The organism is Klebsiella scottii, assembly GCF_036561945.1.
Lineage (GTDB): Bacteria > Pseudomonadota > Gammaproteobacteria > Enterobacterales > Enterobacteriaceae > Klebsiella > Klebsiella scottii.
The window spans coordinates 1,064,247-1,079,784 of record NZ_JARXNI010000020.1 but is presented as its reverse complement, the minus strand read 5'-3'; the positions used below and the strand labels follow the sequence as shown (position 1 = coordinate 1,079,784).

At 61.7% G+C, this 15,538-nt stretch carries 12 protein-coding genes; 3 read left to right on the top strand and 9 right to left on the bottom strand.

Annotated elements, in window-relative coordinates:
* Window positions 1–91: 91 nt before the first annotated feature.
* The 6 genes from QFI97_RS12780 to nasR form a co-directional block, all read right to left on the bottom strand.
* Window positions 92–2,692, bottom strand: a complete 2,601-nt coding sequence (locus QFI97_RS12780; protein WP_346431316.1) for a nitrate reductase — start codon at window positions 2,690–2,692, stop codon at window positions 92–94.
* Window positions 2,692–6,753, bottom strand: a complete 4,062-nt coding sequence (nirB, locus tag QFI97_RS12775; RefSeq protein ID WP_346431315.1) for a nitrite reductase large subunit NirB — start codon at window positions 6,751–6,753, stop codon at window positions 2,692–2,694. Before nirB ends, QFI97_RS12780 begins: the two co-directional genes overlap by 1 nt.
* A gap of 9 nt (window positions 6,754–6,762) precedes the next feature.
* The gene (locus QFI97_RS12770; RefSeq protein ID WP_095101986.1) at window positions 6,763–7,551 is read right to left on the bottom strand and encodes an ABC transporter ATP-binding protein; all 789 of its coding nucleotides are present in this window, start codon (window positions 7,549–7,551) and stop codon (window positions 6,763–6,765) included.
* 9 nt (window positions 7,552–7,560) lie between these two features.
* Window positions 7,561–8,454 carry a nitrate ABC transporter permease gene (gene ntrB / locus QFI97_RS12765; RefSeq protein WP_095101984.1) on the bottom strand — a complete coding sequence of 298 codons (894 nt, stop codon included), beginning with the start codon at window positions 8,452–8,454 and terminating at the stop codon, window positions 7,561–7,563.
* A gap of 1 nt (window position 8,455) precedes the next feature.
* Complete coding sequence (locus QFI97_RS12760) at window positions 8,456–9,712, bottom strand: CmpA/NrtA family ABC transporter substrate-binding protein (RefSeq protein WP_095102284.1); 1,257 nt, start codon at window positions 9,710–9,712, stop codon at window positions 8,456–8,458.
* Window positions 9,713–9,960: 248 nt separating this feature from the next.
* Entirely contained in the window at window positions 9,961–11,157 is a 1,197-nt protein-coding gene (nasR, locus tag QFI97_RS12755) for a nitrate regulatory protein NasR (RefSeq protein WP_331834373.1), read from the bottom strand.
* A 68-nt stretch (window positions 11,158–11,225) separates the two neighbouring features.
* On the opposite strand from nasR, the gene QFI97_RS12750 reads away from it, so the two are divergent.
* The gene (locus QFI97_RS12750) at window positions 11,226–11,579 is read left to right on the top strand and encodes a DsrE/DsrF/TusD sulfur relay family protein (RefSeq protein ID WP_095101980.1); all 354 of its coding nucleotides are present in this window, start codon (window positions 11,226–11,228) and stop codon (window positions 11,577–11,579) included.
* Between the two features lie 240 nt (window positions 11,580–11,819).
* Complete coding sequence (locus tag QFI97_RS12745) at window positions 11,820–12,062, top strand: DUF1883 domain-containing protein (RefSeq protein WP_076947669.1); 243 nt, start codon at window positions 11,820–11,822, stop codon at window positions 12,060–12,062.
* Window positions 12,063–12,131: 69 nt separating this feature from the next.
* On the opposite strand, the gene QFI97_RS12740 is transcribed toward QFI97_RS12745, so the two are convergent.
* Together QFI97_RS12740 and chaB are read right to left on the bottom strand one after the other, a co-directional pair.
* Window positions 12,132–12,812, bottom strand: a complete 681-nt coding sequence (locus QFI97_RS12740) for a gamma-glutamylcyclotransferase (protein WP_095101978.1) — start codon at window positions 12,810–12,812, stop codon at window positions 12,132–12,134.
* 151 nt (window positions 12,813–12,963) lie between these two features.
* Window positions 12,964–13,194 carry a putative cation transport regulator ChaB gene (gene chaB / locus QFI97_RS12735; RefSeq protein ID WP_041146096.1) on the bottom strand — a complete coding sequence of 77 codons (231 nt, stop codon included), beginning with the start codon at window positions 13,192–13,194 and terminating at the stop codon, window positions 12,964–12,966.
* Window positions 13,195–13,459: 265 nt separating this feature from the next.
* Here chaB and chaA point away from each other — a divergent pair, with 265 nt between their 5' ends.
* Window positions 13,460–14,560 (top strand): sodium-potassium/proton antiporter ChaA, encoded by a 1,101-nt coding sequence (chaA, locus tag QFI97_RS12730; protein ID WP_095101976.1) that lies wholly within the window; start codon window positions 13,460–13,462, stop codon window positions 14,558–14,560.
* Window positions 14,561–14,657: 97 nt separating this feature from the next.
* Here the strand turns inward: chaA and kdsA are convergent, their stop codons facing one another.
* Complete coding sequence (kdsA, locus tag QFI97_RS12725) at window positions 14,658–15,512, bottom strand: 3-deoxy-8-phosphooctulonate synthase (RefSeq protein ID WP_095101974.1); 855 nt, start codon at window positions 15,510–15,512, stop codon at window positions 14,658–14,660.
* Between the last annotated feature and the right edge of the window lie 26 nt (window positions 15,513–15,538).

The following is a 15,538-nucleotide window of genomic DNA, read 5'->3' as shown; positions in this document are numbered from 1 at the left end:
TAGGCTCGCGAAGGATGGCAACAGAACCTAAGTTTACCGTTTTTTGCCATCGCCCGCAGCCCTTTGGCCAATTTCAGGAATATGCTGAATCTTATGCCTGGGCCTTATTTTCCATTAACAGCGCTTTCAGTTCCGGGATACAGGAGCCGCAGTTGGTGCCGCATTTTAACTTCTCTCCCAGCTCGGCCGGCGTGCGGCAGCCCCCGGCGATAGCGTCGCTAATCGCCCGTTCGCCGACGCTAAAGCAGCTGCAGATGATCCGCCCGCGCGGCGCGACTTCGCCCCCTTTTCTGCCGCCCAGCAGCGCGTGGCGAAGCTCGGCCGTCGTCGGCGGGGAACTAAAGGCCGCGATAATCCATTCGCTTTCCACGACGGGTTCGCGCGCGTCGCTCCACCAGCCCAGCATCAGGGCGCCCTCATGCCACGCCAGCAGATTCCACAGCGCCCCGGCCTGAGCGACTTGTACCTGCCAGCCCTGGCGCTGGCACCAGTCGGTAAGCCAGGCGCGCGGGCTTTTATCCCCGGCCAGCGAAAGGTGCGTTACCCCCACCGCCGCCCGCCGCCGCCAGTGGAGCCATTCCGGTAGCGGAACCGGCTGACGACAGAACAGCTCGCCGTGCCATGCCGGAAGCCAGGCGGCGATCGCCACCGCCACCTGCTTGCTTTCCGGCTGGCCGGAGTGCGGGTCGGTCACCGCGGCCAGCAGATTATTCACCCGTCCCTGGCGGGCAAACTGATTATTCCAGTGCATCGGCACAAACAGCGAGCCGCAGCGCTGCCCGTCGCTGATAAGCACTTTGGCGACCATGACGCCATTGCGCGACCAGATCCGCGCCAGCTCGCCGTTCTGCAGCTGCCAGCGCCGGGCATCCGCCGGAGCCACCTCCACCACCGGTTCGGCAATATGCTGCATCAGACGCGGCACGGTTCCGGTGCGGGTCATGGTGTGCCACTGATCGCGGATACGCCCGCTGTTGAGGATCAGCGGATAGAAGGCATCGGTTTCGGCGCGGGTGCCCTGCGGCGTCACCGGCACCATGCGCAGCTTGCCATCGCGGTGCCAGCCCTGGTGCAGGTTCAGCGCGGCTCCGCTGCGGCTGACCGGCCAGCATACCGGCGCCAGGCCGTCCCACTCCTCGCGGCTAAGGCTGGCCAGCCCGCCGATATCAAACGCCCGCTGGCCGTCATTCTCGAACCCTGAAAGCGCGGCGTGTTCGCTGAAGACGTCGTGCGCATGCTGCCAGCAAAAGGCTTCGCCAAAGCCCAGCTCAGCCGCGACGCGGGAGATGATCCACCAGTCGGCCCTCGCCTCGCCCGGCGGCGGCAGAAAGCTGCGCTGGCGGGAGATACGGCGCTCCGAGTTGGTGACGGTGCCGTTCTTTTCGCCCCACGCCAGCGCCGGAAAACGGATATGGGCAAAGCGGCCGGTATCGGTGTCAGCGGCAACGTCGGAAACGATAACCAGCGGACAGGCGGCCAGCGCCTGGCTCACCGCGTGGCTATCCGGCAGCGAAACCACCGGGTTTGTGCCCATGATCCATACCGCTTTCACCTCCCCGCGCCCGATGGCGGCAAACAGATCGACCGCCGTCAGCCCCGGCGTCTGCGCCAGCCGTTCGGTACCCCAGAAGCGCGAGAGGCGATGTAAATCCTGCGCTTCGAAGTTCATATGCGCCGCCAGCATGGTTGCCAGCCCGCCCACTTCGCGACCGCCCATCGCATTTGGCTGTCCGGTCAGCGAAAACGGCCCGCATCCGCAGCGGCCATATTTACCGCTCGCCAGGTGAACATTAATGATGGCGTTGCACTTATCGCTGCCGCTGGCCGACTGGTTAATCCCCATGGTGTAGAGGGTGACGGCGCGCGGCGCGGCGATAAAGTCACGATAGAAATCGGCAACCTGCTGCGGCTCAAGGCCGCAGAATTCGGCGACGGTTGCCACATCCCACTCCTGCGCCGCCGCCAGCGCCTGCTGCTGATCGCTAAAATGGCCGGCCAGCGGCCCGGCGCCGGCAATGGCGTTCAGCAGGCCGACAAACAGACCGCCGTCGCTGCCGGGCGCCAGCGCCAGGTGCACATCGGCGATATCGCAGGTGGCGGTGCGTCGAGGATCGATAACCACCACCCGCAGCTGCGGGTTGTCGCGCTTTGCCTGCGCCAGACGTTGATAAAGCACCGGATGCGCCCAGGCGGCATTCGAGCCCACCAGCACCACCAGATCGCTGTTCTCAACGTCTTCGTAGCTGCACGGAACCACGTCGGCGCCAAAGGCCCGCTTGTAGCCCGTCACCGCTGAGGACATACACAGCCGCGAGTTGGTATCGATATTGGCCGCGCCGATAAAGCCCTTCATCAGCTTGTTGGCGGCGTAATAGTCCTCGGTCAGCAGCTGGCCTGAGGCATAGAACGCCACCGCCTGCGGACCGTAGCGGTCGATGATCTCCCGCAGCCGTGAACCCGCGGCGGCCAGCGCCTGCGGCCACCCGACGGGTTTATCATCCAGCTCCGGCGTCAGCAGCCGTCCGGCCAGGGCGGTGGTTTCCCCGAGCGCCGCGCCCTTTACGCACAGGCGTCCGAGGTTAGCCGGATGTTCGGCATCGCCCCGCACGCTGACCTGGCCCCCGGCATCGACTTCAGCCAGCACGCCGCAGCCCACTCCGCAATAGGGGCAGGTAGTTCGCGTCTCCGCCATCAGGAAGCCTCCGCCCGCGCCAGCAGAACCTGGTTGCCCACCCACACTTTACCGTTCTCAACTTTTACCGGCCAGGCGCGTACCGCCTGCTCGCCGCCATCGCAGGCGCGGCCGTCGCGCAGGCGAATACGCTGTTTGTAAAGCGGGGAGATAACGATCGGCTCTCCTCCGGCGTCGCCGAGGATCCCCCGCGACAGCACGTTGGCGTCGCTGCCCGGCTCAAGGTTATCGAGCGCGTAAATCTGCTCGCCAAAGCGGAACAGCGCGATCTGCCGCTCGCCGAGCCGCGCGCCGATCCCGGCCTCGGCGGGGATCGCTTCGAGATCGCAAATCGCCTGCCACGGGCGGGCCGAAGGAGCGCCTTCGTGCAACACGGGCGCCGTCACCGGCTGCGGCTGGCCGCGGAGCGACCGGCGCTGCACCGCGTCATCCGGCTGCTCGCTGTTGACGTAAGAGCGGAACAGCTCCAGGCGCTGCGGATCGTTAAGGGTGGTTTGCCACTCGCACTGATAGCTCTCCACCACCCGCGCCATCTCCTGCTCCAGCTCATCGCCGATCCCGAGGCTATCCTCGAGGATCACCTCGCGCAGATAGCCGATGCCGCCCTCAAGGTTATCCAGCCAGGTGCTGGTGCGCTGCAGGCGATCGGCGGTGCGGATATAGAACATCAGCAGGCGGTCGACGGTGCGGATCAGCATCGCGTCGTCGATATCGCTGGCAAACAGATCCGCATGGCGCGGCTTCATGCCGCCGTTGCCGCAGACGTAAAGATTCCAGCCCTTCTCGGTAGCGATCACCCCAATATCTTTGCCCTGCGCCTCGGCGCACTCCCGCGTACAGCCGGAGACCGCCATTTTGATCTTATGCGGCGCGCGCAGGCCCTTGTAGCGATGCTCCAGCGTCACCGCCAGGCCGGTCGAATCCTGCACGCCGTAGCGACACCAGGTGGAGCCGACGCAGGACTTCACCGTGCGCAAGGATTTCCCGTAGGCGTGGCCGGTTTCAAACCCGGCCTCCGCCAGTTCGCGCCAGATAGCCGGCAGCTCCTCCAGGCGGGCGCCGAAGAGATCGATACGCTGGCCGCCGGTAATTTTGCTGTACAGCTGATAGCGTTTGGCAATCTGCCCAATGGCAATCAGGCCATCCGGCGTCACCTCTCCGGCCGCCATCCGCGGAACCACCGAATAGGTGCCGTCCTTCTGGATGTTGGCGAAGTAGCGGTCGTTGGTATCCTGCAGCGGCAAATGCGCCGGCTTCAGCAGATATTCGTTCCAGCAGGAAGCCAGCACCGAGGCCACCAGCGGTTTACAGATTTCGCAGCCGTGCCCCTGGCCGTAGCGGGCAATCAGCTGTTCAAAGGTGCGAATGTGGTTCACGCGCACCAGGTGATAAATCTCCTGCCGCGACCACGGGAAGTGCTCGCAGATATCTTTTTTGACCTCGACGCCCTGGGCGGAGAGCTGATACTCCATCACCTGCTTGACCAGCGCGCTACAGCCGCCGCAGCCGGTAGCGGCTTTGGTACAGCTTTTGATCGCCGCCATGTCGCCCGCGCCGCCGCTGACCGCCTGGCAAATATCGCCTTTGCTGACGTTGTGGCAGGAGCAGATTTGCGCGCTATCCGGCAGCGCCGCTACGCCGAGCGCTTTCGGTGCGCTCCCTTCGAGAGCGGGCAGGATCAGGCTTTCCGGGCGCGCCGGCAGCGCCATGTCGTTGAGCATCATCTGCAGCAGCGTGGAGTAATCGCTGGCGTCGCCGACCAGCACGCCGCCAAGCAGCGTTTTGCCATCTTTGCTGACGACGATTTTTTTATAGATCTGCTCCGGCCCGTGGGTCCACTGATAGCTCTGGCTACCGGGCGTGCGCCCCTGAGCGTCGCCGAAGGAGGCGACGTCGATGCCCAGCAGCTTGAGCTTAGTGCTCATGTCCGCCCCGCTGAAGCGCGCCTCCTCTCCGGCGAGGTTCGCCGCCGCCGTTCTCGCCATCTGATAGCCCGGCGCCACCAGGCCGTAAATTTTATTCTCCCACAGGGCGCACTCGCCGATAGCCAGCACGTCAGGGTCGGAGGTACGGCAGCGATCGTCGATGCAGATACCTCCCCGCTCGCCTACCGCCAGCCCGCCGCTGCGCGCCAGCGCATCCTGCGGGCGGATGCCGGCGGAGAACACCACCATATCGGTACCGAGCGAGCCGCCGTCGGCAAAATTAAGCGTCAGCCCCTCGGCATCGCGCACGATGGCCTGGGTCGCCTTGCTGGTATGCACCCCGACGCCAATATCGCTAATTTTCTCCCGCAGCATCGCCGCCCCCGGGCCGTCCAGCTGCACCGCCATCAGGTTCGGCGCAAACTCCACCACGTGGGTTTCCAGCCCCAGCTGCTTGAGCGCATTGGCGGCCTCCAGCCCCAGCAGGCCGCCGCCAATCACCACCCCGCGCTTCGCCCCGCTGGCGCTGGCGGCGATCCGGTCGAGATCGTCCAGCGTGCGGTAGACGAAGCAGCCGTCAAGATCGTGGCCCGGCACCGGCGGGACGAAGGGGTAAGAGCCGGTAGCCAGCACCAGCTTGTCCCAGTGGGTTTCGTGGCCGCGGGCATCGCGAACCACCCGCGCCTCGCGGTCAATGGCGGCAACCGGCTCACTCAGGCGCAGCTCGATCCCGTGATCGGTAAAGAAGTCCCCCGACACCAGCGACAGCGATTCCGCGCTGCGGCCGGCGAAATATTCCGACAGATGCACCCGGTCATAGGCGGCGTAGCGCTCTTCGCAAAACACCACGATACGATACTGTTGATGCAGGTTCCGGCTGACGCATTGCTCAAGAAAGTGGTGGCCGACCATGCCGTGTCCGATCAGCACCAAAACAGGTTTTGTCATAGTGATTTGTCCTGCAGCGCGCGGCTGCGTTGAAGAAGGATCAAAAAGCCATTCCGGCGGCGCGCTGGTTCCCAGCTGTGCCGTCAGCGGCGCCGCGTTCGCGCAGTCGCCGAGCAATAAAACGCCGCGCAGCTTGCCGTCTCGCAGCAGCAGCCGGCGGTAGTGTTGGGCCAGCGGATCCCAACTGGTCCACTGCTCATCCCGCTCCTCGGCCCGCAGCTCGCCGGCGCTGAACAGCTCAATACCGGTCACCTTCAGGCGGGTCCCGCTGTCCTGCCAGCTAAAGTCCGCCTCCGGCGTTGCGCACAGCTTCGCGGCCAGCACTTCGGCCTGGCGCAGGCAGGGCGCCACCAGCCCCCAGGTGCGGCCGTCTATTTCACAACATTCGCCAATCGCGCTGACGCCCGGCAGCGCGGTAGCCATCTGGCGATCGACGACAATTCCGCGCCGGCAGTCGAGGCCGCTGCTCTGCGCCAGCTGAATATTGGGACGGACGCCGGTTGCCAGCACCACGCGGCTGGCGGCAAAGGTTCTGCCGTCCTCCAGCACCACGTCGCGCTCGCGAATAGCCGCGATACGACACGCCGTCACGCAGCCAATTCCCCGCGCCTCCAGCTGGCTCTGCAGCTGCTGGCCGGCAAACCGATCGGTTTGCTGCTCCATCAGCCACTCGCCGCGGTGCAGTAAAGTGACCTCATCACCAGAACGACGCAGGGCGGCGGCGGCCTCAACGCCCAGCACGCCGCCGCCAATCACCACCGCCGGGCCGCCGGTCGCCAGAATGCCCTCGACGTCGGCAAGGGTGCGAAAGGCGTAAACGTGCGGCAGCCCGGCGCCCGCCAGCGGCGGAATCACTGCCTGCGAGCCGGTGGCGAAAATCAGCTCATCCCAGCGCAGCTCGCCCCGGGTGGTGCGCAGGGTTTGCGCCCGCACGTCGACGGCCTCAACCGTCTCCCCGGTCCGTACCGTCACGTCGTGCTGCTGATACCACTGCGCGGGCAGCAGCAGCGTCTGGGCCAGCGTTTTCTCCCCCCCGAGCACCGGCGACAGCTGGATGCGGTTATAGGCCTGGCAAGGTTCATCCCCGATAATCGTGATGTGAAACGCGCCGTCCGCCCGCGCCGCCAGCGTTTCCGCTAATCGGGTGGCCGCCATCCCGTTGCCGATAATCACCAGTCGCCGCTTCATCGCCGCCCCCTACGCCGCTTTCGGCTGTTTTTCGTAGAGGAAATGCAGGATCTGCTGGCGCAGGTGGTGATAGCGGCTATCGTCCGCCAGCTGCACGCGATTGCGCGGCCGGGGCAGATTGATATCGAGGATTTCACCGACCGTCGCCGCCGGGCCGTTGGTCATCATCATTACCCGATCCGACAGCAGCACCGCCTCATCAACGTCGTGGGTAATCATCACGATGGTGGTGTTCAGCGCCTGCTGAATTTGCATGACCGCGTCCTGCAGATGGGCGCGGGTCAAGGCGTCGAGCGCGCCGAACGGTTCATCCAGCAGCAGCACCTTTGGCTTCATCGCCAGCGCCCTGGCGATCCCCACGCGCTGCTTCATTCCCCCGGAAATCTCCCCCGGGCGCTTGTGCAGCGCATGGCCCATCTGCACCCGATCGAGGTTGTGCTCAATCCACTCCCTGCGCTCGGCCTTGTTCATGGTGCGGCGAAAGACCCGATCCACCGCCAGCGCCACGTTGTCAAAGCAGGTCAGCCACGGCAGCAGGGAGTGGTTTTGAAACACCACCGCCCGCTCCGGTCCTGGCCCGGCGATTTCGCGGTTATCACACAGCAGGCCCCCTTCCGTCGGCAGCGCGATCCCGGCAATCAGATTCAGCAGCGTCGATTTGCCGCAGCCGGAGTGGCCAATCAGGCTGACGGTTTCCCCTTCGTAGATATCGAAGGAGACGTTTTGCAGAGCCAGAAACTCGCCGCTGGCAGTATTGAAACGCTGGCTGACGGCCTGCACCTGAATTAATGGTTTCATAACGACTCCCTATTTTTCCTGCCAGCTGAAGCGGCGGGCGATAAGCATGAGGCCCTGCTCAAGCAGCAGGCCGACGACGCCGATAATGACGATGGCGATAATGATGTTTTCCACGTTGAGGTTGTTCCATTCGTTCCAGATCCAGAACCCAATCCCCAGACCGCCGGTGAGCATCTCGGCGGCGACAATCACCAGCCAGGCAATGCCTATCGACAGGCGCACCCCGGTCAGCACCGCGGGCAGCACCGCCGGGAAGAGAATGCGGCGCATCACCGTCCATTCGGAGAGCTGCAAAACGCGCGCTACGTTGAGGTAGTCCTGCGGGATTCGTCGTACGCCTTCGGCGGTATTTATCACCATCGGCCAGATGGAGCAGATAAAAATGGTCCAGCTCGACGCGGGTTCGGCTTTCTGGAACAGCAGCAGGCCGATTGGCAGCCAGGCCAGCGGGCTGACCGGACGCAGCAGCGCGATCAGCGGATTAAACATGCGGGCAAAGAACAGCGAACGGCCAATCAGGAAGCCGAGCGGAATACCGACCAGCGCCGCGAGACCGAAGCCAACCGCCACGCGCTGCAGCGATGCCAGCACGTTCCAGCCGATGCCCATATCGTTAGGACCATCCTGATAAAACGGATCGGCAAACAGCGTCAGCGCCGAATCAAGCGTGCTGAGCGGCGTTGGAAAACCTTTGCCGTTGATCGCCGCCAGCTGCCAGCAGAGCAGGAGCAGCCCTAGCCCCAGCAGCGGCGGCAGCACCCGCTGGACGCTTTCGCGCAGCCAGCGCCTGACGGCGGGCGTTGGGCGCCGGACCTGCACCGGAGGCAGGATAATCACTTCGCCCGGCGCGTTTTCAGCGCGGGCTACTGCCGGTTGGGTACTATTTTTTTGCGCGTGTTTCATCTCATGCCCCCTTACGTTGAATCGCAAAGCCGCGGGCGTAGCCTTCAGGATCGGCCCCCGTCCAGACCGTTCCGTCCATCAATGTGCTGCTACGCATCACCTGACCCGGCGCGCTGATGCCGCCAACGGCCTGCGCCGCCTCTTTCCAGACGTCAATCCGGTTAATACGCTGCGCCACCGCCTGATAATCCGGCGCCGCTTTGAGCAGCCCCCAGCGTCGGAACTGGGTCATAAACCACATGCCATCCGACAGCCACGGGAAGCTGACTTCGCCGCGATCGTAGAAACGAATCGGGTGCGCGTCCTGCCAGCGGCGACCCAGCCCGTTGTCGTATTCACCCAGCATCCGCCCGGTGAGGTACTGCTCTTTGGTATTCAGCCACGCGCGCTTCGCCAGGATGCGCGCCGTCTCGCGGGTGTTGTCTGGCGAAGCCTCTATCCAGCGCGAAGCCTCCAGCACCGCCGCAACCAGCGCCCGGGCGGTGTTCGGGTTACGCTCCACCCACTCGCTGCGGGTGCCGAGAATTTTTTCCGGATGATCCGGCCAGATCTCCTGCGACGTCGCGGCGGTAAAACCGATGCGATCGTTGATGGCCCGCGCGTTCCACGGCTCACCGACGCAGAAGCCCACCATGTTGCCGATCCGCATGTTCATCACCATCTGCGGCGGCGGCACGACGACGGTGCGCACATCATCAAACGGATTGATGCCGCCGCTGGCCAGCCAGTAATAGAGCCACATCGCGTGGGTGCCGGTAGGAAAGGTATGGGCAAAGGTGTAGCTGCCCGGCGCGCTCTGGCTAACCAGCCGCTTCAGTGCGGCAAGATCGGTGACGCCTTTGTCCTGCAGATCGCGCGACAAGGTGATGGCCTGCCCGTTGCGGTTGAGGGTCATCAGGTTGGCCATTGACTGCGGTTTGCTGGCAATACCCAGCTCGAGGCCGTACAGCAGGCCGTAGAGGATATGCGCCGCATCCAGCTCGCCGGAGATCAGCTTGTCGCGCACCGCCGCCCAGCTGGCCTCTTTGGTCGGCACAAGAGTAATGCCGTATTTTTTATCAAAGCCTTTCAGCGATGCGATCGCCAAAGGCGCGCAGTCGGTTAGCGGAATAAAGCCCACCCGCACGGTGGTTTGCTCCGGCTTATCGGAGCCTGCCGCCCACGCTGACTGCATCACCCCAGGCAGCAGCATCGCGCCGCCAAGCGCGGCCCCTGCCTGTAGAAAACGCCGCCGTGTTATCGAAATCTTATCGCCCATACCCGCTCCAGAACGCGCAAAAAAAAAGCGCCCGACAGTGCTTACGCACTGCAGGACGCCTTTATCCATGGACCCGCATGCCGCCGTTGGCCTGCTGCCCAAAAATGATGAACTAACTCAATTTATCTAATGCAAACGGGATGCCAGTTTTCCATATGGCCGTTTTTGCCGGTTTTCCCCCTGCGGCGGCGGCGGTCAGGGCCAAAATTGCACCGTCTACAGGCAGAGAATGCCCACTCATTGTGCACCTACTCCTTTGGGGTTAGCGGCCATAATGACTTCACCATCAGCAGGGCGCGGGCGATTTCCACCATCCGCTGATTCTTATCCATCGCCATCTTGCGCAGCGCCTGCCAGGCCTGCTCTTCGTTCATTCCCTGATGGGACATCAGGACGCTTTTGGCCTTCTCAATGACCTTGCGCTCTTCGAGGCTATCTTTTAGCGACGCCAGCTGGCCGGAGAGCTGCTGCAGCTCATACGCCTGCCGGCGCACCAGCGGCAGCAGCTGCCTGTCCAGCCGTCGCGCAACGTCATCGCCGCCCTCTTCTTCCGGCCACCGGTCGGGGGGCATCTCCGGTCCGCTCCCCTGCAGCAGCCGATCGGCGGCATCGAGCAGATCGCTAATCAGCCGCTCTTCCAGACCGCGCATCAGCTCCAGCCGCTGCGTCTGGGCGCAGAACCAGCGCAGCGCCGTCTCGCCGCTATCCGCCGAGGGCAGACGGGTGCAGGCGATGCGCCGAAGCTGCTCTATTTCGAGGCCGGCCTGGCACTGCTCATTAAACAGCGCGGTCTGCGCGGCGTCGGCCAGGGCCAGAAAGCTGTCAAAGCACGGCTGCTGCCCGTCGATTCGGTCCACCAGCAGCTGGCGCAGCTCGTCGCTGAACTGACCGCGGGCAAAGCCTGACGCCCCCAGCGCGCGCTCCTGCCCCACCAGCTCCTTGCCCTGCATAAAGCTGTAGAGCGCCACCATCCCTCCGGCTATCTGCGGATCGTCGATGCTGTCATTCAGCTGCGGGACGATATTCAGCAGATGCCGGATAATGCGGCTGAACTGGCCGGTCGCCTCTTCGGCGGCAATGGTGCGAAGACCTACGGATTCGCGCAGGGCGGGAAGCTGCCCGAGATACCACACCGCGCTGGCGATACGCCAGCACAGGGCGCTGCTGGCGCTGCTGCGCGCCGGCTCCAGCGCCAGACGAAAGGCGACCAGCTGCTCATTCACCAGCGCCCCGCCGGCGCGACACTCCGCGGCGTAGAGCCGGCCGCCGGAGCACAGCCAGATATTGGACGCCCCGCGCTCGCACTGCAGCATATGCACCAGGGCGCTGATCTGATTGGCCAGCGCTCCCTGCTGCGCCAGCTGACGCAGCTGCTGCTTCTGGAGCTGACGCGCATGTTGGAACCAGTCGTTTGCTTCAGGCACAGTGCCAGCCGTATTATTCATACCCCCTCCCGGGTTAACGCTTTATACTTCAGCTAAGCAATAACCGTGCCTTATACAAAGGAGTCCTTATGCAAAGTATTGTGCTTATCGCCAACGGCGCTGCCTACGGTAGCGAATCCCTGTTCAACAGCCTGCGCCTGGCGATTGCCCTGCGTGAACAGCAGTCCGAACTGGTGCTGAAGGTGTTTTTAATGTCCGATGCGGTCACCGCGGGGCTGCGCGGTCAAAAACCGGCGGAAGGCTATAACATTCAGCAGATGCTGGAGATCCTCACCGCGCAGAATGTGCCGGTGAAGCTGTGCAAAACCTGCACCGACGGCCGCGGGATAACCTCCCTGCCGCTGATTGAGGGCGTCGAGATCGGTACGCTGGTTGAGCTGGCGCAGTGGACGCTGGCGGCGGATAAAGTCCTGACCTTCTGAGTTAACCCTCTTTAGCAGGATTAAATGTCAGGCTGGCAGCGTTTATTGCGTTAAAAAATATGCCAGCTGAATGCTTTCAGGAACAACATCATTTTTGTTTAATCTTTATCCTTTTTTTTGATCAAAATCATCATCCGTACCTTCCCCATTTGGTGTTATGCCATGAGCAAAGTGTGAACAATATCACGCACAGGATTGAACGGGCAGGATGCTGTGGACTGACAAATACGGGGTAGGAAAATGGCAATGGTAAAAGCAAGTTTGACGTTGTTTGGCGGTGATACGCTGGTGGTTCGTTGTTCAGAGCGCTGCCATATTCACCTGATGAGCGCTAAGGTTCCAGGCGACAGCCACGCAGATGTGCTGAGCGTGCAGGACCGGGACAGCGCGTATATGACCGTGCCCTACAGCGGAACCTGGAACGTGCTTATCGACAGCCACAGCCAGTCGCTGGAGCACTCAATCAGCTACGTTCCCGCCTGAGGCATCCGCTGAGCTCGTTCTGACTACAGATTCAAACGCGTCTTCATGCCCGGGTTTCCCGGGCATTTCTCAGGCCAGCCCCGGCTGGCTGCTATCACCCAGCAGGTTTCGCACCTTGCCGACCAGCTCGTCGAGGCAATCATCGTGCATGCCGAGCTTGCGCAGCTCCTGCTCCAGCGAGAAAAGGTACTGAGCGTTAGTGCCTAGCGGACCGCTGGCTTTGGCGATCAGCGGCGCGATCACCTGGGCGCTGGTATCGGCTTCGAACAGCGGATGGCGCGGATCCATAATAAAGACCAGCGCGTTGACCGTCCTGCCGTCGTCAAGCTCCAGCTTGCACCAGGTTGGCAGATAACAGCCGGTGATCATCTCCCGCTTCCAGAGCAGGGTTAGCTCTTCTTCCAGCGTGCAGTCAGGCAGGCGATAGGCGACGCCGGTGGTGCGACCGCCCTCTTTCAACGCCAGCATGCGTCCGGGCTGATGCGCGCTTCCGCGCCCGGCGGTGAGCCGCAGACAAAAGGCGCGGTGCCAGCCCGGCAGCGTACCGGTACAGGACTCGCGATACTCCAGAGCCGGGTTCCACATCAGCGAACCGTAGCCAAAAATCCAGACCGATCCCGCATCCGGACGACAGGCTAACGTGGCCGCCAGCGAGGCCGCCCGTTGCTCTGCCGACCAGAGTAGCGATTCCTCAATAGCGCCAAACGCCGTTTTACAATCCGCATTGATTAAGAAATCACGTGTTAACACTTCTACTACCTCCGCCACTGCCCGCTTCCCGGCGTTTATCTGATGCCATCCCTGTGAAACATTCTTGTGAAACATTGCTGAATTATTATCCAGCTTTATTTGGCAATTAGCAATTAACGCCGCTCAGGCGCCGCGCGGGTAGCAGGATCGGCTATGACTTCCTGTGCCAGCGGTCATCGTCTCCCTTTTGATAGTCATGTTTTACCGCCGCCCAGGCCACTTTATGCGCCGTCTCTTCGCGGCTGGCGTCGCCCCGACGGTCCTCGCTATGCTTGTACTGGTCCCAGGCGCTATTAAAGGCTTCTTTATAAATCTCCTGGGCATGTTCAGGCAGGACGTGGCGGACGCTGTCGGGTAGGTCTTTTTTACTGTGATAAGGCATAGTGTTCTCCAGAAAGGGGCTGGAATTTAAGTCTGGAACGCAATATTGCGCTACGCAAGGCGCGAGGGAGTGAGAAGTGGACTTTAGTAATTATCTGAATAGTAAATATAAAAGCATAATAACAGCAGGTTATAGCAATCTAACACCATTAGTGGTTGATAGCGGTAAATTTAAGTAAAAAAACAAATCAATTTCCGTAATGTCTGTTATTTTATCAACTTACAGTATCTATAATTATAACACCTGCACAATATGGAGATGGTTCATGACCCATGCACATGAGGCGGTAAAAACCCGCCACAAGGAGACGTCCCTCGTATTTCCGCTGCTGGCACTGGCGGTGCTTTTCTTCTTCGGAAGTAGCCAGTCACTGCCAGTGGTTATTGCGATTAATATTCTGGCGTTAGTCGGTATTCTCAGTAGCGCATTCAGCGTAGTACGCCACGCGGACGTGCTGGCCCACCGCCTGGGCGAGCCGTACGGATCGTTAATTTTAAGCCTGTCGGTGGTTATTCTTGAAGTCAGCCTGATTTCCGCGCTGATGGCTACCGGCGACGCGGCGCCGACGCTGATGCGTGATACCCTGTATTCCATCATCATGATCGTTACCGGCGGCCTGGTCGGCTTCTCGCTGCTGCTGGGCGGGCGTAAATTCGCCACGCAGTATATGAATCTGTTCGGTATTAAGCAGTATTTAATCGCCCTGTTCCCGCTGGCGATTATCGTGCTGGTGTTTCCAATGGCCCTGCCCGGCGCCAATTTCTCGACCGGCCAGGCGCTGCTGGTGGCGCTTATTTCTGCGGCCATGTACGGCGTGTTCCTGTTGATTCAGACCAAAACGCACCAGAGCCTGTTTATTTATGAGCATGAAGATGACGGCGACGACGATGACCCGCATCACGGTAAGCCGTCGGCGCACAGCAGCGGCTGGCACACCGTCTGGCTGCTCATTCACCTGATTGCCGTGATTGCGGTAACTAAGATGAACGCCAACCCGCTGGAGACGCTCCTGACCAGCATGAACGCGCCGGTGGCCTTTACCGGTTTCCTGGTGGCGCTGCTGATCCTCTCGCCGGAAGGCCTGGGCGCCCTGAAGGCGGTGTTAAACAATCAGGTGCAGCGCGCGATGAATCTGTTCTTCGGTTCGGTGCTGGCCACCATTTCTCTGACCGTACCGGTAGTGACCCTGATTGCCTTTTTAACCGGCAATGAGCTGCACTTTGGCCTCGGCGCGCCGGAAATGGTGGTGATGGTCGCCTCGCTGCTGCTGTGCCAGATATCTTTCTCGACCGGACGAACGAACGTGCTGAACGGCGCGGCGCACCTGGCGCTATTCGCCGCCTATCTGATGACCATTTTTGCCTGATTCACCGCCCCCCGGCCGGGGGAGATTCGCTGCGGTCTGCCGCATAAAAAAGCCTGCCGGTTTTGCAACCGACAGGCTTTTGTCTTATCAGGGGCCGTTACTTGCTGGTATCCAGCTCGTCAAAGCCTTTAACCAGATCGTCGATAGCCTTCATTTGCTTCAGGAACGGCTCCAGCTTATCCAGCGGCAGCGCGGACGGGCCGTCGCATTTCGCATGATCCGGGTCCGGGTGCGCTTCAATAAACAGACCCGCGATACCAACCGCCATACCCGCACGCGCCAGTTCAGCAACCTGCGCCCGACGGCCGCCGGAAGCGGCGCCAAACGGGTCACGGCACTGCAGCGCGTGGGTAACGTCAAAGATAACCGGCGAGTTGTTGGAGGCTTTTTTCATCACCCCAAAGCCCAGCATATCAACAACCAGGTTGTCGTAGCCGAAGTTAGCGCCGCGGTCGCACAGAATCACCTGGTCGTTGCCGCCTTCAATGAACTTGTCGACGATATTGCCCATCTGGCCCGGGCTCACGAACTGCGGTTTCTTAACGTTGATCACCGCCCCGGTTTTCGCCATCGCTTCAACCAGGTCAGTCTGACGAGCGAGGAACGCCGGCAGCTGAATCACATCGACAACATCGGCCACGGCCTGCGCCTGGCTTGCTTCATGAACGTCAGTGATGATTTTCACGCCGAAAGCCTGCTTCAGCTCCTGGAAAATCTTCATCCCTTCTTCCAGACCCGGACCGCGATAGGAGTGGATGGAAGAACGGTTGGCTTTATCAAAAGAGGCTTTGAACACATAAGGAATGCCCAGCTTCTGCGTCACCGTCACGTAGTGTTCGCAGATACGCATCGCGAGATCGCGGGATTCCAGCACGTTCATCCCGCCGAACAGGACGAAAGGCAGGTCGTTTGCTACGTTGATATCACCAATGCTAACCACTTTTTGTTTCATAAGATCGCCTTATCAGGGTGTAACCG